The 16,723-nt window shown below is 69.3% G+C and carries 17 protein-coding genes; 4 read left to right on the top strand and 13 right to left on the bottom strand.

All coding sequences use genetic code 11. The features are described 5' to 3' along the window. The 7 genes from gltX to IEY36_RS07030 all read right to left on the bottom strand — a co-directional run bounded on the left by gltX (position 1) and on the right by IEY36_RS07030 (position 7,311). On the bottom strand, positions 1-1,335 hold the full coding sequence (gltX, locus tag IEY36_RS07060; RefSeq protein ID WP_188966248.1) for a glutamate--tRNA ligase: 1,335 nt from the start codon (positions 1,333-1,335) through the stop codon (positions 1-3). Continuing rightward, entirely contained in the window at positions 1,332-1,637 is a 306-nt protein-coding gene (locus tag IEY36_RS07055) for a hypothetical protein (protein WP_188966247.1), read from the bottom strand. Before IEY36_RS07055 ends, gltX begins: the two co-directional genes overlap by 4 nt. Then, complete coding sequence (locus tag IEY36_RS07050) at positions 1,634-2,020, bottom strand: hypothetical protein (RefSeq protein WP_188966246.1); 387 nt, start codon at positions 2,018-2,020, stop codon at positions 1,634-1,636. Before IEY36_RS07050 ends, IEY36_RS07055 begins: the two co-directional genes overlap by 4 nt. After that, a complete protein-coding gene (locus tag IEY36_RS07045) occupies positions 2,017-3,687 on the bottom strand; it encodes an NAD+ synthase (RefSeq protein WP_188966245.1) in 1,671 nt (556 codons plus the stop codon). The genes IEY36_RS07050 and IEY36_RS07045 overlap by 4 nt, the downstream gene beginning before the upstream one ends. Positions 3,688-3,782: 95 nt before the next feature. Further along, positions 3,783-4,685: a DMT family transporter gene (locus IEY36_RS07040; protein WP_188966244.1), complete on the bottom strand. Its 903-nt coding sequence runs from the start codon at positions 4,683-4,685 to the stop codon at positions 3,783-3,785. An 11-nt stretch (positions 4,686-4,696) separates the two neighbouring features. Further along, the gene (locus IEY36_RS07035) at positions 4,697-5,878 is read right to left on the bottom strand and encodes a beta/alpha barrel domain-containing protein (protein WP_373290314.1); all 1,182 of its coding nucleotides are present in this window, start codon (positions 5,876-5,878) and stop codon (positions 4,697-4,699) included. 53 nt (positions 5,879-5,931) lie between these two features. After that, on the bottom strand, positions 5,932-7,311 hold the full coding sequence (locus tag IEY36_RS07030) for a class II 3-deoxy-7-phosphoheptulonate synthase (RefSeq protein ID WP_188966243.1): 1,380 nt from the start codon (positions 7,309-7,311) through the stop codon (positions 5,932-5,934). A 122-nt stretch (positions 7,312-7,433) separates the two neighbouring features. Between IEY36_RS07030 and IEY36_RS07025 the strand changes: the two genes are divergently transcribed. Then, positions 7,434-8,597: a serine hydrolase domain-containing protein gene (locus IEY36_RS07025; RefSeq protein ID WP_188966242.1), complete on the top strand. Its 1,164-nt coding sequence runs from the start codon at positions 7,434-7,436 to the stop codon at positions 8,595-8,597. An 82-nt stretch (positions 8,598-8,679) separates the two neighbouring features. On the opposite strand, the gene gorA is transcribed toward IEY36_RS07025, so the two are convergent. The 5 genes from gorA to IEY36_RS07000 are packed head-to-tail and all read right to left on the bottom strand — an operon-like array spanning position 8,680 to position 13,149. After that, a complete protein-coding gene (gene gorA, locus IEY36_RS07020) occupies positions 8,680-10,059 on the bottom strand; it encodes a glutathione-disulfide reductase (protein ID WP_188966241.1) in 1,380 nt (459 codons plus the stop codon). Between the two features lie 52 nt (positions 10,060-10,111). Next, positions 10,112-10,498, bottom strand: coding sequence for a VOC family protein (locus tag IEY36_RS07015; RefSeq protein ID WP_188966240.1), 387 nt, complete (start codon positions 10,496-10,498; stop codon positions 10,112-10,114). Next, a complete protein-coding gene (locus IEY36_RS07010) occupies positions 10,495-10,950 on the bottom strand; it encodes a MaoC family dehydratase (protein WP_188966239.1) in 456 nt (151 codons plus the stop codon). The genes IEY36_RS07015 and IEY36_RS07010 overlap by 4 nt, the downstream gene beginning before the upstream one ends. Further along, on the bottom strand, positions 10,947-12,425 hold the full coding sequence (locus IEY36_RS07005) for an NAD-dependent succinate-semialdehyde dehydrogenase (protein ID WP_188966238.1): 1,479 nt from the start codon (positions 12,423-12,425) through the stop codon (positions 10,947-10,949). Before IEY36_RS07005 ends, IEY36_RS07010 begins: the two co-directional genes overlap by 4 nt. 52 nt (positions 12,426-12,477) lie before the next feature. Continuing rightward, positions 12,478-13,149: a GntR family transcriptional regulator gene (locus tag IEY36_RS07000; protein ID WP_188966237.1), complete on the bottom strand. Its 672-nt coding sequence runs from the start codon at positions 13,147-13,149 to the stop codon at positions 12,478-12,480. A 157-nt stretch (positions 13,150-13,306) separates the two neighbouring features. Between IEY36_RS07000 and fahA the strand changes: the two genes are divergently transcribed. From fahA to IEY36_RS06985, 3 genes are read left to right on the top strand one after another with little or no spacing between them, the layout of a single operon-like run. Further along, entirely contained in the window at positions 13,307-14,584 is a 1,278-nt protein-coding gene (fahA, locus tag IEY36_RS06995) for a fumarylacetoacetase (protein ID WP_188966236.1), read from the top strand. A 23-nt stretch (positions 14,585-14,607) separates the two neighbouring features. Next, on the top strand, positions 14,608-15,396 hold the full coding sequence (locus tag IEY36_RS06990) for a cyclase family protein (RefSeq protein WP_188966235.1): 789 nt from the start codon (positions 14,608-14,610) through the stop codon (positions 15,394-15,396). A gap of 5 nt (positions 15,397-15,401) precedes the next feature. After that, positions 15,402-16,343, top strand: a complete 942-nt coding sequence (locus tag IEY36_RS06985) for a Bug family tripartite tricarboxylate transporter substrate binding protein (RefSeq protein ID WP_188966234.1) — start codon at positions 15,402-15,404, stop codon at positions 16,341-16,343. 33 nt (positions 16,344-16,376) lie between these two features. Here the strand turns inward: IEY36_RS06985 and IEY36_RS06980 are convergent, their stop codons facing one another. Then, positions 16,377-16,697: a hypothetical protein gene (locus IEY36_RS06980; protein WP_188966233.1), complete on the bottom strand. Its 321-nt coding sequence runs from the start codon at positions 16,695-16,697 to the stop codon at positions 16,377-16,379. Positions 16,698-16,723: the final 26 nt, after the last annotated feature.

The raw sequence follows: 16,723 nt of genomic DNA, 5'->3' as shown, positions 1-16,723 counted from the left end.
TCAAGCGCCGGCTGACAAACGCAGGCGCAACGCCGCCTTCTCCCGCCCGATCAGCGGCAGCAGGGTGGCGAGGTCGGGGCCGTGGTCCTCGCCGGTCAACGCCAGGCGGAGCGGCAGGAACAGCGCCTTGCCCTTGCGACCGGTGGCCTCCTTCAGCGGGCCGGTCCAGGCCGCCCAGGTGCTGCCGTCCCAGGGCTCGGGCGGCAGGGCGGCCAGGGCGGCGGTGAGGAGTTCCCCCTCCCCTTCCTGCACCGGCGGGACGATGGTGCCGCGGACGATGTCGAACCACGGGCGCGCCTCGCGCATCAGGTCGAGGTTGCCGCGAACGGCGAGCCACCAGACCTCGTCGGCGCCTTCGGGCAGGCGGTCCCGCAGCTCGGCAAAGGGGGCTTCGTGCAGCACGCGGCGGTTCAGCGCGAGGAGCTGGCGCGTGTCGAAGCGGGCGGTGGCGTGGGACACTCGGCTGATGTCCCACCGCGGCGCGAGGGCGGCCGGCATGCCCGGCACCGGGTCCGTGGAGGTGCCAAGCGCGGCGAGGTAGCCGGCGAGCGCGGCGGGTTCGATGCCATCCTTGCGCAGATGCCGCAGCGAGATGGAGCCTAGGCGCTTGGACAGGGCGCCGCCGTCATCGTCGGTCAGCAGCGGCAGATGGCCGAAGGTCAGGTGCTTGGGATTGCCGCCGAGGGCTTCGTAGATGTCGAGCTGGATGCCGGTGTTGGTGACGTGGTCCTCGCCGCGGATGACGTGGGTGACGTCCATCTCCAGGTCATCGACGACGGAGGTGAAGGTGTAGAGCGGCGAGCCATCGGCGCGGATCAGCACCGGGTCGGAGATCGCCGTGAGCTTCACCGAGCGCGGGCCGAGCACCAGGTCGAGCCACGACACCGAGCGCGGCGCCAGCTTGAAGCGCCAGTAGGGCTGCTTGCCGTTGGCGAGGGCGCGCTCGATCTGGTCGGGCGTCATCTTCAGCGCCTCGCGGTCGTAGAGCGGCGGCTTGCCCTCGCGGCGGCGGCGTTCGCGCTTGTAGGCGAGTTCTTCCTCCGTCTCGAAGCACGGGTAGAGGCGGCCGGAGGCCTTCAACTTTTCGGCCGCCGTGGCGTAGCGGTCGAGCCGCTCGGACTGGGCGACGCGGCCATCCCAATCGAGGCCCATCCAGCGGAGGTCTTCCTCGATCGCGACCGCGAATTCGGGCTTGGAGCGTTCGAGGTCGGTGTCGTCCAGGCGCAGCAGGAAGGTGCCGCCATGCCGGCGCGCATGCAGCCAGTTGGCCAGCGCGGCGCGGGCATTGCCGACATGCAGCAGGCCGGTGGGGGACGGGGCGAAGCGGAGTTTCATGGGTTGGGATCAAGTGCCTGGTAGTCGGTGTCGGCCTTGCGGGTGGCCGGCTGCGCGATGCAGTGGGCGAGCCAGGGCTTCAATTCGAAGCCCGGCGCGATGGCGTATTCGCCGAAGGTCAGGAAGGCCTGTTCCAGCGCGGCGGGGTCCGGGTATTCGCTGCGCAGGCCTTCGACCTGGTCGCGGATGAAGCGGCGGGCGTATTCCGCCGCCGCCTCGGCGGTGCGGAAGCCGTCGACGGACCATTCCTCGTCCGGGTCCTGGTAATGCGCGAAATCGCCGCAGAGGACGGAATGACTCACGCCTCGTCGTCCTCGTCCTCATCCTCGTGGCGGCGGGGGTCGAGGACGCGCCAGTTGCGGTCCTCGGCGTCGCGCACGGGGGTGTCGGCGAAGTCCTTCAGTTCCGAGCGGCTGACCCAGGCATCGTCGCCGGCGCCGAGGACTTCGGCATCCTCGCCGAAGGCGAACCAGGCATCGAGGGTGGCCTTCGCGTCGGCGCCGGGCGCGCGGCAGCGTTCGACGGAATCGCGGACGTAGCGGCGGGCGAAGGCGTTGGCGTGTTCGATGGTCAGGAAGCCGGTGATGGTCTCCACCGGGGCGGAGCCGTTGGCGCCGGACTGGTCCATGATCTGCACGGCGAATTCGCCGGTCGGGAAGACCTGGGCTTCGAATTCCTCGCTCATTTGACGAGCGCCGTGAAGCCGTTGGTGATCGGGTAGCGGCGGTCGCGACCGAAGGCGCGCGGCGTGATCTTCACCCCCGGCGGTGCCTGGCGGCGCTTGTATTCGGCGCGGTCGAGCAGCTTCCATACGCGCAGCACCGTGGCACGGTCGAGGCCCTCGGCGACCAGCGCATCAACGGATTTCTCGCCCTCGATCAGGCCCTCCAGGATGGCGTCCAGCACTTCGTATTCGGGCAGGCTGTCCTGGTCCTTCTGGTCGGGGCGCAGCTCGGCCGAGGGCGGCTTGGTGATGACGCGTTCGGGCATCACCGCGCCCGCCGGGCCGAGCGCGCCGGCCGGGAGGTTCGCGTTGCGCCAGCGGCACAGCGCGAAGACCATGGTCTTGTAGACATCCTTCAGCACGGAATACCCGCCGCACATGTCGCCATAGATGGTGGCGTAGCCGGTGCTCATCTCGGATTTGTTGCCTGTCGTCAGCAGCATCGACCCGAATTTGTTCGACAGCGCCATCAACGTGACGCCGCGGATGCGCGATTGCAGGTTCTCCTCGGTGATGTCCGGCGGGCGGTTGCCGAAGGTCGGTGCCAGCATCCCCGCGAAGGCGTCCATCGCCGGGCCGATGCCGATGGTGTCGTAGCGGATGCCGAGAAGGCGCGCGCATTTGGCGGCATCCTCCAGACTCTCGGGGCTGGTGTAGGGGGATGGCATCATCACCGCCTGCACCCGGTCCGGCCCCAGCGCATCGACGGCGACGGCGGCGGAGATGGCGGAATCGATGCCACCCGACAGGCCAAGCACCACGCCGGGGAAGCCATTCTTGTTCACATAGTCGCGCAGGCCGAGCGTCATCGCTGCATAGACCTGGCCGAGCGTATCGGGCGGGGGCACCACGGCGCCGGGGACGCAGACCAGGCGGTCGCCCTCGCGGCGCCATTCGGTGAGGCGGACATCCTCGGCGAAGCTCGGCAGCAGCGCGGCGAGCGAGCGGTCGGGGTTCAGCACGAAGGAGGCGCCGTCGAAGACGATCTCATCCTGCGACCCGACCTGGGCGAGGAAGACGAAGGGAAGGCCGGTTTCGACCACCCGCGTGACGGCGAGCGGCAGGCGCTGGCGGTCGTGCTTGTCGGCCTCGAAGGGGGAGCCGTTGATGGAGAGCAGCATCTCCGCGCCGGTCTCGCACAGCGTCTCGGCGCAAGTCGGCAGCCACCAATCCTCGCAGACCATCAGGCCGATGCGGAAGCCGCGGAAGGGGATGGGCCCGGGGACCGGGCCGGCATCGAAGACGCGCTTTTCATCGAACACGCCGTAATTGGGCAGTTCGTGCTTCGCGCGGCGGGCGGCGATCTTCCCGCCCTCGAGCAGGAAGGCGGCGTTGTAGAGCCTGTCGCCATCCGCCCAGGGGCCGCCGACGATCAGGCCGGGGCCGCCATCGGCAGTCTCGGCGGCGAGGGTGGCGATCACCTCGGCGCAGGCGGCGACGTAGGCCGGCTTGCGCACCAGGTCCTCAGGCAGGTAGCCGCCCACGGAGAATTCCGGCGTGACCACCAGGTCGGCGCCGAGGCGGGCGCCCTCGGCCCGGGCGGCACGGATGCGGTCGGCATTCGCGTGGAGCGCGCCGACATGGGTTGTGTTGATCTGCGCGAGGGCGATCCGGAGGGTGTCGGCCATGATGGGCGGAACCTAGAGCAGATCGGGTCCGGGTGAAATCACCCGGAGGGGGGAAGATGCTCGCTCAATAAAGGCCGGCGCGCGGGGGTTCGGGGTCAGCGTGCCCGTGACACGCCGAGCGCCATGCCGATCATCGCCAGTGCGACGCCGGCCATGCCGAGCACGCCGAGCGCCTCGCCCAGCAGCGGCCAGGCCGCCACCGCCACGAGACCGGGCACCAGCGCGCCGATCAGCGTTGTGGATGCCGGGCCGATGCGCGCCACCGCCGTTGTGTAGAGAAAGCCGGCGATGACGCTGGACAGGAAGCCCTGATAGACGATCTGCACCAGCATGGCGCTGACAGGCGCCGTCGCCACGCGGGAGGGCAGCGCCAGCCACCATAGTGGCAGGTAGATCGGCGCGCCGAGCAGCGCGATGGTCAGGGTGGTGCCGAGCGCCGGCAGCCGCCATTGCCGCACCAGCAGCGTATAGGCCGCCCAGGTGATCGAGGCCGAGGCGTAGAACAGGTCGCCGATCCAGGCACCGGGCGGGCTCGCCTTGCCATCCATGGCCAGCAGGATGGCGGCCAGGATGACCGCCGAGAGGCAGGCGATGCGGCGCAGGCTGGGCCGTTCGCGGAACCAGGCCCAGGCGAGGATGGTGGTGGCCAGCGGCAGGCCGGCGGACATGATGACCGCGCCATGGGCCGCGGGCGCGTTGGCGAAACCGAAATAGGCCAGCAGCGGGAAGCCAAAACCGGCCAGGGCCATCACCACCGCGAGGCGGGCCGGGGCGATGCGCGGCAGGCCGAAATGCCAAGCGAGCGGCATGGCCAGCAGGAAGGCACCGAGATAGCGCAGCGCCCCGAGGTCCCAGGGCGTGAAATCCTGCCGCACGGCGAAGCGGCCGATCAGTTGGAAGCCGACCCAGACGGACAAGACGCCCAGCGCGGCGGCCCAGCCGATACGCAGGTCACGCGCCTGCTGGCGGGCGGTGTCAGCCGGCGGGTCGGTGGCCATGGCGAGGGGCGTTACGCCGCCCCGCCATTCTTGCGCCGCGCCTCGCCGCGACGGAGCAGGAATTCGCGGCCGACCTTCACCCGCGGCGCGCCGTCATATTCGACGATATCGGCGGTGGCGTAGGTCTCCGACCAGGCATCGGGGATGAAGCTGCCGGTGCCGACCACGTCGATCGGCGCGCGGGCTTCCGCCATGACGCGGCATTTGCCGACGCCGAAGCCGGAGGAGGCGACGATGCGCACGCGGGGGAAGCCGGCGGCATCGAGTTCCTCGCGCATCTTCCACACGGCGGCGGCGGAGACGCCGGTGCCGACCAGGTGGCGCAACTCGGTCTCGGAGCGGTAGCGGCGGATCGCGGAGGGCGCGTGGCGTTCGAGCACGGCGTAGGATTCCGCCGGGTCGAGGCCTTCGAGGAAGCGGCCGCCATGGGTGTCGAGCCGCATGGCGAGCTTGCCCTCGGCGGCGAGGTCCGGGAAGCGATGGGCGACGGCCAGGCCGTCCGACACTTCCCGCCCGAAATAGTCGACCAGCACGGTCAGCGGCTCGTCCGGATAGGTCTCGCGGAACATCTCGGCGGCGCGAACGGTGGTGCCGGCATAGCCGATTAAGGCATGCGGCATGGTGCCGTAGCCGTGCTTCTGGCCGAACCAATGGGCGGTCGCGTCATTGGCGTTGCCGATGAAGCCCTTGGCGCCCTCGGCCTGGGCGGCGCGGCTGCCGATGGCGGCGGCATAGGCCATCATTTCCTGCATCTCGGCCCCGGCGCAGTGGCGCGCCTCCATGGCGAGGAAGGCGACGGCGGGCAGTTCGAGGCACATCTGGTAGGCGTTGTGGGCGGCGACGCAGGCGGCGCCGAGCTTCTGCAACAGCAGCGTCTCCAGGTCCGACAGCGCGATCAGCGAGCCGGTGACGTAGAGCAGCGGGTCGCCGGCGCCGACCCAGGTACCTTCCTCATGCACCAGGTCGATCTGCAATTCGACGGCACGGGCGGCGGCGACGGCGCGCAGCCAGTCGAGCGCGATGCGCGGCGCGGAGACAACCGGGCGGCGGAGGAACACCGCATAGGTAACGCGCGCATCGCCGAAGCGCTGCACGATCTGTTTGGTACGGTTGAAGTATGAATCCGTCCGCGCGGTGATCACCGCGTCGGTGGTGTCGGCAGGTGACGCGGCGGGGGTGTCCCGCCGCGCCACGCCGGTGGCGAGTGCCGCGCCCGGCGTGGATGCGCCGAGCGTCGTGGCCTTGGTCACTGCGCCGCCTGGGCCGGGCTGGCCTGGATGCGTGCCTTGCGGGCCTTGAGCTCCTCCGCGATCAGGAAGGCAAGTTCCAGCGACTGCTCGGCATTGAGCCGCGGGTCGCAGGTGGTCGCGTAATTGGCCGACAGGTCGGTCTCGGACAGGCGATGGGCGCCGCCGAGGCATTCCGTCACGTCGGAGCCGGTCATCTCGACATGGACACCGCCGGCGACACTGCCTTCGGCCTCATGCACGTCGAAGAAGCCGCGGACCTCGCCCATGATGGAATCGAAGACGCGGGTCTTGTAGCCGGCGACGGTGGTGGTGTTGCCGTGCATCGGGTCGCACAGCCACACGACGTTGCGGCCGGCCTTCTGCACCGCGCGGACCAGCGGCGGCAGCTTGGCCTCGACTTTCTCCGCCCCCATTCGGGAGATCAGGGTCAGGCGGCCCTTCTCATTGGCCGGGTTGAGGATCTCGGTCAGGCGGACCAGCTCGTCGGCCTCCATGGTCGGGCCGACCTTCATGCCGATCGGGTTCTTCACCCCGCGCAGGAATTCGACATGCGCGCCATCCGGCTGGCGGGTGCGGTCGCCGATCCACAGGAAGTGGGCCGAGCACGCATAGGCGTCGCCGGTGGTGGAATCGACGCGGGTCAGCGCCTGCTCGTAGGGCAGCAGCAGGCTTTCATGGCTGGTGTAGAAATCCGTCTCACGCACCTGCGGCAGGTCGGACATGCCGCAGGCCTGCATGAAGGACAGCGTCTGGTCGATGCGCGTGGCGAGGTCGGCATAGCGATCGGCCAGCGGACTGCGGGCGACGAAGCCGAGGTTCCAGCGATGGACGTGATGCAGGTCGGCATAGCCGCCGGTCGCGAAGGCGCGCAGCAGGTTCATCGTGCCGGCCGACTGCATGTAGGCGAATTCCATGCGCGACGGGTCGGGGATGCGGGCCTCGGCGGTGAAGTCGGGGCCGTTGACGATGTCGCCGCGATACGACGGCAATGTGATGCCGTCCTTCGTCTCGGTGTCGCTGCTGCGCGGCTTGGCGAATTGCCCGGCCATGCGGCCGAGTTTCACCACCGGTACCTGGCCGCCGAAGGTCAGCACCACGGCCATCTGGAGAAGGACGCGGAAGGTGTCGCGGATGACGTTGGCGGTGAAGTCGCCGAAGCTCTCGGCGCAATCGCCACCCTGCAGGATGAAGGCTTCACCGTCGCCGGCACGCGCCAGCGCGGCCCGGAGGCGCCGGGCCTCGCCTGCAAAAACCAGCGGGGGAAATCGCGCGATCTTCCCTTCCATCGCGGCCAAGGCCGCCTGGTCCGGGTAGTCCGGCACTTGCCGGATCGGCATCGCCCGCCATGAGTCGGGGCTCCAGCCTCGCGCGGTCATTGTCTGGCACTCTCCTCCGTGAAAGTCGGGCACCTTAGCCCTGCCTCGGGGGATGGGGGAAGCGGCGCGGCCGTGCGAGGCTGGCAGACCGGCCATGTCCGGCCAGATGGGGAGTGAGACCGATGAAGGGAAGCGATGCCGTCGCATTGTTGATGCAGGGCGCCATCCAGGCCGGCGAGCTGCCCGGGATCGTGGTCGCTGCCGGCGGGCGGGACGAGGCCGGCTTCGTCGAGGCCTATGGCGTCCGGCGGCTGGGTGCGCCGGAGCCGATGGCGCCGGAGACGGTGGTCTGGATCGCCTCGATGACCAAGGCGGTCACCGCGGTCGCGGCGATGCGGCTGGTTGAGGCGAAGCGCCTGTCGCTGGATGCGCCGGCGGTGGATGTGCTGCCGGAACTCGCGCAGGTGCAGGTGCTGGATGGGTTCGACGGGGCCGGGCAGCCGGTGCTTCGGGCGCCGAAGCAGGCCGTCACGCTGCGCCACCTGCTAACGCATACCTCGGGCTTTTCCTATGAGATGTGGAGTCCGGAGACGATCAAGGCGCGCAAGGCACTCGGCCTGCCGCCGATGACCAGCGGCAAGAAGGCCGCGCTGATGCTGCCGTTGCTGTTCGACCCGGGCGAGGCCTGGCACTACGGCATCGGCCTGGATTGGGCGGGGCGGATGGTGGAGGTGGCAACGGGGCAGACGCTCGGGGCGCATTTCGCCGAGACGATTTTCGCGCCCCTCGGCATGGTCGATACCGCCTTCCGGCTGCGAGACGACATGCGCGCGCGGCTGGCCAGCATCCATGCGCGCGGGCCGGATGGCGCGCTGGTGCCGATCGACATGATCATCGAGCAGGACCCGGAATTCGAGAGCGGCGGCGGCGGGCTGTATTCGACGGCGCGGGATTACCTGGCCTTTGCGCGGATGATCCTGAATGGCGGGCGGCACGGTCGCGAGAGGCTGCTGAGCCCGGTGACAGTAGCAATGATGGCGCAGGACCAGATCCCGCGCATGGCGGTGCGGCCGATGATCTCGGCGATGCCGGGGGCGACCAATGATGCGGATTTCTTCCCTGGCCAGCATTGCGGCTGGGGGCTGTCCTTCCTGATCAACCGGCATCCCTCGCCGCAGGGGCGTGTGGCGGGCGGGCTGGCCTGGGCCGGATTGGCGAACACCTATTACTGGATCGACCATGGGCGCGGGACGACGGGGATTTTCGTCTCGCAAGTGCTGCCCTTCTTCGATGCCAAGGCGGTGGGGTTGTTCCGCGCCTTCGAATCGACGCTGAACGGAGCCTGATGGGCATGCCCCAGGCGCCATTGCTGCCCTGGTGACTGACAGAAAAAGGAGGGGGTTCGGGGGAGTTCCCTCCCCCGACCTTCTACTCCGCCGCGCGTCGCACCCCGGCTTCGCGCGTGCGCGTCCGCAGCGTGACGAATTCCTCCGCCGCTGTCGGATGGATGCCGATGGTGCGGTCGAAATCCTGCTTGGTGGCGCCCATGCCGATGGCGATGCCGATGCCCTGCATGATCTCGGCCGAATCCTCGCCGAGCATGTGGGCGCCGAGCACCTTCTGCGTGTCCTGGCAGACCACGAGCTTCATCAATGACTTGCGGCCCTCGCGCTTGCTGATGGTGTGGCGCATGGGGGTGAAGCGGGTGACGTAGACATCGACGGGGCCGCGCGCGGCGGCCTCGGTTTCGGTCAGCCCGACGGTGGCGATCGGCGGGGACATGAAGACGGCGGTCGCGACGTTCTCGTAGGAGGCGCGACGGGGGCTGTTGCCGAACAGCGTATCGGCAAGCGCATGGCCGACCGCGGTCGCCATCGGGGTGAGGTTCACGCGGTCGATCACGTCGCCGATCGCGTAGATGTGCGGGACGGCGGTCTGGTGGTCGTCATTGACCGGAATGGCGCCGGCCGCGTTCACCGCGATGCCCGCCTTGGCGAGGCCGAGGCCGGCCGTGTTCGGCGTGCGGCCGGTGCAGAAGAACACCGCATCGGCCTCGCGCATGAAGTTGTTGGACATGGCGACCATCAGCCCATCGCCGAGTTTCGTGATTCGCAGCGGGCTGGCGTCGGGGTTCAGGCGGATGCCGAGGGCGGCGAGGGCTTCGGCGGCGGCGCCGCGGACGTCCTCGTCGAAGCCGCGCAGCGGGAGGGGGGCGCGGTACATCAGGTCCACCTCGGCGCCGAGGCCGCGCAGGATGGTGGCGAATTCCACCGCGATGTAGCCGCCGCCGATGACGACCACGCGCTTGGGCAGCGCCTTCAGGGTGAAAAGGTCGTCGGAGACCAAGCCGAGTTCGGCGCCCGGGATGTCGAGCCGCGCCGGCGTGCCGCCGGTGGCGACGACGATGCGTTCGGCGGTGACGTGCTGGCCGCCGACATCGATGGTGTGCGCGTCGACGAAGGTCGCGCGGGCGTCGAAGGAGGTGACCCCTGCCCCGGCCAGCATCTTGCCGTAGATGCCCGACAGGCGCCCGACCTCGGCATCCCGCGCGGCGGCGAGCTTGGCCCAGTCATGCTGCTGGTGGCGATGGTGCGGCCAGCCAAAGGCGGCGGCGTCCTCCATCCAGGCGCCGTATTCGGCGGCCTGCACCATGATCTTCTTGGGAACGCAGCCGACATTGACGCAGGTGCCGCCCCAGAAGCGTTCCTCCGCCACCGCGACGCGGGCGCCGTGGCCGGCCGAGATGCGCCCCAGGCGCACGCCGGCGGACCCGCCGCCGATGACGAAAAGATCGAAGTCGTAGGGCATGGTCACCGCCTCAATGCATTGGGATGCCAGATAGGTCGCGGCGGCGGCCGCGTCATCCCATCGGCGAGCAGATCTCCACCAGCGCGCCATTCAGGTCACGCACATAGCCGACCAACTGGCCCCAGGGCTTTTCCTTGGGCGGCAGCAGGGGCACGGCCCCGGCGGCGACCGCCGTGGCGTAGGCGGCGCGGACATCCGCGGTGACCAGGGCAATCTCGATGGCCGGCGGGGTTTCGTCGGGGCGCAGGCGGCGGAAGGTCGCGCCCTGGTCGGCGACCATGTCCTCGGCGGCGAAGGCGAGCGCCGTGGTGCCGGTTTCCATCTCGGCATAGGTGCCGCTGTCATGGACGAAGCGCGGCGCCAGGCCGAAGGCCTTCTCGTAGAAGGCGACTGTGGCGGCGACATCGGGCACGTAGTGGATGACGTAGCCGAGCTTCATGGGGCGGGCTTCCGGGGGACGACGATGCGCACCGTGAAGACCTGCACCTCCTGCCCATGCTGGTTCAGGGTGCGGTTGCGCATCAGCGCCGAGCCGCGGTCGGGGCGGGAACGGGAGGGGGTCACCTCCAGCACCTCGATCTCCAGCGAGAGACTGTCGCCGGGGCGGACCGGGCGCGGCCATTGCAGGTCCCCGCCGCCGCCGATGATGCCGCCGGCGATGTTGCCCGCCGCCTGGACCACAAGCGGCATGGTCAGCGCCGCGGTGTGCCAGCCGCTCGCCGCCAGGCCCTGGAAGAGCGGGTGTTGCGCCGCTGCCTCGGGGTCGGTGTGGAAGGGCTGCGGGTCGTAGCGGGTGGCGAAGGTGATGATCTCGTCCTCGCTGACCGTCACCGGGCCGGCGGTGAAGCGCCGGCCCACGGTCAGGTCCTCGAGATAGATCGGGTCACTCACGTCCCGATGCCGCCGAGGGCGAGGTATTTGATCTCGAGATATTCCTCGATGCCGTGGCTGCTGCCCTCGCGGCCGAGACCGGATTGCTTGAAGCCGCCGAACGGCACCTCGGCGGTCGAGATGATGCCTTCGTTGATGCCGATGATGCCGTATTCCAGCGCCTCGGCGACGCGGAAGATGCGGCCGACATCGCGGGCATAGAAGTAGGAGGCGAGGCCGAACTCGGTGTCGTTGGCGAGCTGGATCGCCTCTTCTTCCGTCTTGAAGCGGAACAGCGGGGCGACCGGGCCGAAGGTCTCCTCGCCGAAGATCTTGGCGCCGCGCGGCACGTTGGCGAGCACGGTGGGTTCAAAGAAATTGCCGCCGCGCGAGTGGCGATGGCCGCCGGTGACGATGGTCGCGCCGAGCGCGAGCGCGTCGGCGATGTGTTCCTCGACCTTGGCGACAGCATCGGCATTGATCAGCGGACCCTGGGTCACGCCGGGTTCCATGCCCGGGCCGACCTTCAGCTGCTCCACTGCCGTCTTCAGCTTGGCGGAGAAGGCGTCATAGACGCCATCCTGCACCAGGATGCGGTTGGCGCAGACGCAGGTCTGGCCGGTGTTGCGGTACTTCGACGCCATCGCGCCGAGCACCGCCTGATCCAGGTCCGCATCGTCGAACACGATGAAGGGCGCGTTGCCGCCAAGTTCCATCGAGGTCTTCTTGATCGTCTCGGCGCATTGCGCGAGCAGCACGCGGCCGACCTCGGTCGAGCCGGTGAAGGACAGCTTGCGGACGATCGGGTTGGCGGTGAGTTCCTTGCCCGTCTCGCCCGAGGGGCCGGTGATGACGTTGCACACGCCGGACGGCATGCCGGCGCGTTCGGCCAGCACGGCGATGGCGAGCGCGCTGAACGGCGTCTGCGAGGCCGGGCGGATCACGCCGGTGCAGCCCGCGGCCCAGCCCGGGCCGGCCTTGCGGGTGATCATGGCCGAGGGGAAGTTCCACGGCGTGATGGCGGCGAAGACGCCGATCGGCTCCTTCGTCACGATGATGCGGCGGCCCTTGGCGTTCTGCGGGATGGTCTCGCCATAGACGCGGCGGCCTTCATCGGCGAACCACTCGATGAAGGACGCGGCATAGACGACTTCGCCCTTGGCCTCGGCGAGCGGCTTGCCCTGCTCGGCCGTCATGATGGCGGCGAGGTCGTCGGCATTCGCATGCATCAGCGCGGCGAGCTTGTGCAGGATGACGGCGCGGTCCTTCGCCAGCATGGCGCGCCAGGCCGGCCAAGCGGCGTTCGCGGCCTCGATGGCGCGGCGGGTCTCGGCACGGCCGAGGGCGGGGACGGTGCCGATCACCTCGCCCGAGGCCGGGTTGCGGACGGACAGGGTCTTGCCGCTGTCGGCCTGCACCCATTGACCGGCGATGTAGTTCGCCTGGCGGAAAAGGTCGGGATCCTTCAGCGGGATCTTGGCGACGGCGTCGAGCATGGCGGGTCCTCCTGCGCGTGTTGCCGGAAGATAGGCCCGCGCGGCGCCGATGTCAGGATGGCGGGGCCTCGCCCAGCATGGCCAGGACCCGGGTCGCGGTGGTGCCGATGTGGTCGCGCAGGGCCGGAAGCGCCGTGGCGTCTCGCGCCAGCACCTTGCTGGCCAGCGCCTCATGCGCCGCAGCCATGCGTGGCCAGTCTGGCGTGACGGACTTCATCAGGCGGCGATAGCGCGTGGTCTGCATGTAGAGCTCGTCGCAGAAGCCGCGCAGCGAGGCCAAGGGGCAGGCGGCGATCAGCGCGCGGTGGAAGCGATGGTGCTTGGCTTCGTAGATGTCGAGCCAGTTGTCATCCGCACGGTGGCGGTCGGTCTCGCGCTTGAGCAGGGAGAGGGAGGTGACGATCTCGTCTTCCCAGGCGGCGCCGCCCTCTTCCATCGCGAGACGCAGCGCCTCGGCCTCCACGAATTGGCGGGAGCGGGTGATGTCGAGCAGATGCACCCGCGTGACCGGCGGCACCGAGAAGCCCTTCTGGCCCTCGAACACCACGAAGCCCTCAGCGGCCAGGCGCGACAGCGCCTCGCGCAGCGGCGTCGCGCCGAAGCCGTAACGTGGCACCAGATCGCGCAGACGCAGCCGGGCCTCCGGCGGCAGGGCACCGGCGACGATCTCCTCCCGCAGGCGGGCCGTCGCGGCTTCCGTGGCGGTGGCGGCGGATATGTTCATGCTGAAAATATATTTCATCTTGCCATATCGATCAACGACGGCATGATCGGCGCCATTCGAGCGTGATGGCCGGCGATGCGCCGGCTGCGAAGGCCCGAAACAACAGGTTGGAGGGTGAGGCGAAGGCGTCACGCTCCCGGGAGCAAACGGAGCGTCCATGGCCCAGCGTGATGCCACTCATGACCCTGCGCGCCGCAGCTGGGTCGCCAGCGCCAATGCGCCGGGGACAGATTTCCCCATCCAGAACCTGCCGCTCGGCGTGTTCAGCACGCATGGCGCGGGGCCGCGCTGCGGCGTGGCGATCGGGGACCAGATCCTCGACCTGACGGCGGCGCATGCGGCCGGGTTGATCGGCAACGCGGCGGTGGCGGAGCCCTCGCTCGGCGCGCTGATGGGCCAGGGGCGCGCGGCCTCGGCGGCGCTGCGGGCCGAGGTCTCGGCGCTGCTCTCAGAGGGCGCGACGCCGCGGCCGGAACTGCTGGTGCCGATGGCAACGGCGCGGATGCATCTGCCGACCACGGTGCGCAACTTCTCCGACTTCATGGCGAGCTACGATCATTGCGCCCGGCTCGGCGTGAAGCGCGACCCGAAGAACCCACTGCCGCCAGCCTTCCGGCAACTGCCGGTGGCGTATCACTCGCGGGCGTCATCCGTGCGGGTGTCGGGTGAATCCGTCATTCGCCCGCATGGCCAGTGGCAGCATCAGGACGGGTCCATGCATTTCGGCCCGACCGAGGCGATGGACTACGAGCTGGAGATGGCCGTCTGGATCGCCGGCGACAATGCGCTCGGCGAGCCGGTGACGATGGCGAGCGCGCCCGATCGCATCTTCGGCTACGGGCTGCTGAACGACTGGTCGGTGCGCGACGTACAGCGCTGGGAAATGCCGCCGCTCGGGCCATTCCTCGGCAAGTCGGTGTCCACCTCCGTCTCGCCCTGGATCATCACGGCCGAGGCGCTCGCCCCCTTCGAGGTGCCGGCGGCGGTGCAGGACCCGCCTGCCCTGCCCTATCTCGACAGCGCCTGGAACCGGTCGCATGGCGGGCTGGCGGTACGCATGACCGCGGCGATCCTCACGCCGCGCATGCGGGCGGAGGGGGCTGCGCCCTTCATCCTGACCGACACGCAATTCGCCGCCATGTACTGGACCGCGGCGACGATGGTCGCGCATCACGGCACCAATGGCTGCAACCTGCTGGCCGGCGATCTGCTCGGCAGCGGCACCGTGTCGGGGTCGGAGGAGACTGCGCGCGCCTGCCTCGCCGAGATCGGGTTGACCGGGCCGGTTGTGCTGCCGAATGGCGAGAGCCGGAAATGGATCCAGGATGGTGACGAGATCATATTCCGCGGCCGCGCCGAGGCGCCCGGCGCGGTGTCCATCGGCTTCGGCGAATGCCGTGGGGTGCTCGACCCCGCCATCGCCTGGCCTGCCTGACTCAACGAACAAGGAAACGTCCCATGGCACGCAGAATCATCGACATATCCGTGGCGCTGAAGGCCGGCATCGCCTCCGACCCGCCGCGCATGCTGCCGCAGATCGAGTATCACGATCACCACATGACGGCGCCGGCGATGGCGCAGGAATTCGGCATCCCGATCGAGGCGCTGCCCGAGGGCGAATATGCCGCCGTCGAGCGCGTGAACATCAGCACGCATAACGGCACGCATCTCGATGCGCCCTACCACTTCTTCTCGCGCATGAACGAGCGGCTGGTGCCGGGGGGCGAACCCTCCTGGCGGATCGACGAGGTGCCGCTCGACTGGTGCTTCCAGCCGGCGGTGAAGCTCGACTTCCGGCATTTCGAACATGGCTATGTCGCGACGCCCGGCGATGTGCAGGCGGAACTCAAGCGCATCGGGCATACGCTCAAGCCGCTCGAGATCGTGGTGGTGAACACCGCGGCCGGCGCGCGGTATGGCGAGGATGACTACATCCATTCGGGCTGCGGCGTCGGCAAGGCGGCCACGCTGTGGATGCTGGAACAGGGCGTGCGGGTGACCGGCACCGATGGCTGGTCGTGGGATGCGCCCTTCTCGCTGACCAAGAAGCAGGTGCAGGCGACCGGCGATGCCGGGCTGATCTGGGAAGGCCATCGCGCCGGGCGCGAGATCGGCTATTGCCACATGGAGAAGCTGTCGAAGCTAGAGACCCTGCCGGCGGACGGCTTCATGGTCGCCTGCTTCCCGGTGAAGGTGCATCGCGGTTCCGCCGGCTGGACCCGCGCCGTCGCGATCATCGAGGAGTGAGGGAGATGAAGCGCCTCCTTCTCGCCCTCGCCCTGTTGGTGCCGGGCGCCGCGCGGGCCGAGTTCCCAGACCGGCCGATCACCATCGTGCTGCCCTATGCGCCCGGCAGCGCCTCGGATTCCTATGGCCGCGCGCTCGGCGAACACTTCACCCGCACGATGGGCCAGCCGGTCGTGGTGACCAATCGCGATGGCGGCTCTGGCGTGGTGGGCATGCGCTTCGTCGCGCAGAGCACGCCGGATGGCTACACGCTCGGTCTGACGCCGGTCACGCCGGTCGTGGTGCAGCCGCACATGGTGCGCAACCTCGGCATCGGGCCGGACAGTTTCCAGCCGGTCTGCGGCACGAATGAAAATGTGCTCGGCGTGCTGGTGCGCGAGGAGAGCCCGATCCGCAACCTCGCCGACCTAGTCGCGGAAGGTCGTCGGCGGCCGCTGACCTATGGCAGCCCGGGGCCGAATTCGCTCCCGCAGCTCGCCGTCTTCCGCGTCCAGCGCGCAACGGGCGTCGAGTTCACCCATGTCCCGTTCCGGGGCGACCCGCCGCATCTGAACGAGCTGATGGCCGGGCGGCTCGATTTCTCCGCGGCGGTCGTCGCTTCGGCCAGCGGGCTGATCGATGGCAACAAGCTGCGGCTGATCGCGGTATTCTCGGCACGGCGGCATCCAGACTACCCGAATGTGCCGACGGCGCGCGAACAGGGCATCGACGCGCAGCAGCTCAGCCAGGTGGGCATTTACGCGCCCGCCGGCACGCCGGAGCCAGTGATGGCTCGGCTGGAGGAGGCCTGCCGAACGGGGGTGGAGGACGAGACCTTCCGCCGCGTCGCGGCGACGCGGAAAGTGCCGGTGAACTACATGTCGCGAGCCGACTTCACCGCCATGGTGCGTTCCGAATACGAGGCCTATGGCCGCATCCTGCGCGAATTGGGCGTGCAACCGGAGTGACCTCGCCGGGAGGGGCTGCGCGCCCCTCCCGCGCTACGGCGTACCGCCCTTCCAGACGATATGGCCGCGGATCGCCGCCGGGTCCGTCCGCACCCAGCCTTGCTTCGCGGCATAGGCGGTCATCGCATCGAAGCCGGCGCGCCATGTCGCGGAGTCCGAATGATCCGACACTTCGATCAGCCAATCGACCGATACCCAGGCGTGCTCGGCGCCATCGAAGTCCAGCACCCCACGCAGCGCATCCGCCAGCAACGGCAACGCCTCGGGACCGGCGGCGGCGATCACGCTGAAGCGGCGCAGATCATCGGCTTCGGCAAGACGCGGCGCCTGCCCCGGCACGACATGGACTTCCATTCCGGCACTCTCCGCTGCGTCAGACG

Source organism: Neoroseomonas lacus, from assembly GCF_014644535.1.
Lineage (GTDB): Bacteria > Pseudomonadota > Alphaproteobacteria > Acetobacterales > Acetobacteraceae > Neoroseomonas > Neoroseomonas lacus.
Note: the sequence above shows the minus strand (reverse complement) of the source record. Positions and strands in the feature narration are given on the sequence as shown.

Excerpts from the sequence above, each read along its gene's own strand:
- IEY36_RS07030 (WP_188966243.1), bottom strand. The coding sequence starts at position 7,311 with ATGACCGCGCGAGGCTGGAGCCCCGACTCATGGCGGGCGATGCCGATC.
- IEY36_RS06980 (WP_188966233.1), bottom strand. The coding sequence starts at position 16,697 with ATGGAAGTCCATGTCGTGCCGGGGCAGGCGCCGCGTCTTGCCGAAGCC.
- IEY36_RS07015 (WP_188966240.1), bottom strand. The coding sequence starts at position 10,498 with ATGAAGCTCGGCTACGTCATCCACTACGTGCCCGATGTCGCCGCCACA.
- IEY36_RS07005 (WP_188966238.1), bottom strand. The coding sequence starts at position 12,425 with ATGCTCGACGCCGTCGCCAAGATCCCGCTGAAGGATCCCGACCTTTTC.
- IEY36_RS07050 (WP_188966246.1), bottom strand. The coding sequence starts at position 2,020 with ATGAGCGAGGAATTCGAAGCCCAGGTCTTCCCGACCGGCGAATTCGCC.
- IEY36_RS07025 (WP_188966242.1), top strand. The coding sequence starts at position 7,434 with ATGAAGGGAAGCGATGCCGTCGCATTGTTGATGCAGGGCGCCATCCAG.
- IEY36_RS07040 (WP_188966244.1), bottom strand. The coding sequence starts at position 4,685 with ATGGCCACCGACCCGCCGGCTGACACCGCCCGCCAGCAGGCGCGTGAC.
- gorA (WP_188966241.1), bottom strand. The coding sequence starts at position 10,059 with ATGCCCTACGACTTCGATCTTTTCGTCATCGGCGGCGGGTCCGCCGGC.
- IEY36_RS07000 (WP_188966237.1), bottom strand. The coding sequence starts at position 13,149 with ATGAACATATCCGCCGCCACCGCCACGGAAGCCGCGACGGCCCGCCTG.
- fahA (WP_188966236.1), top strand. The coding sequence starts at position 13,307 with ATGGCCCAGCGTGATGCCACTCATGACCCTGCGCGCCGCAGCTGGGTC.
- IEY36_RS06985 (WP_188966234.1), top strand. The coding sequence starts at position 15,402 with ATGAAGCGCCTCCTTCTCGCCCTCGCCCTGTTGGTGCCGGGCGCCGCG.
- IEY36_RS06990 (WP_188966235.1), top strand. The coding sequence starts at position 14,608 with ATGGCACGCAGAATCATCGACATATCCGTGGCGCTGAAGGCCGGCATC.
- IEY36_RS07045 (WP_188966245.1), bottom strand. The coding sequence starts at position 3,687 with ATGGCCGACACCCTCCGGATCGCCCTCGCGCAGATCAACACAACCCAT.
- gltX (WP_188966248.1), bottom strand. The coding sequence starts at position 1,335 with ATGAAACTCCGCTTCGCCCCGTCCCCCACCGGCCTGCTGCATGTCGGC.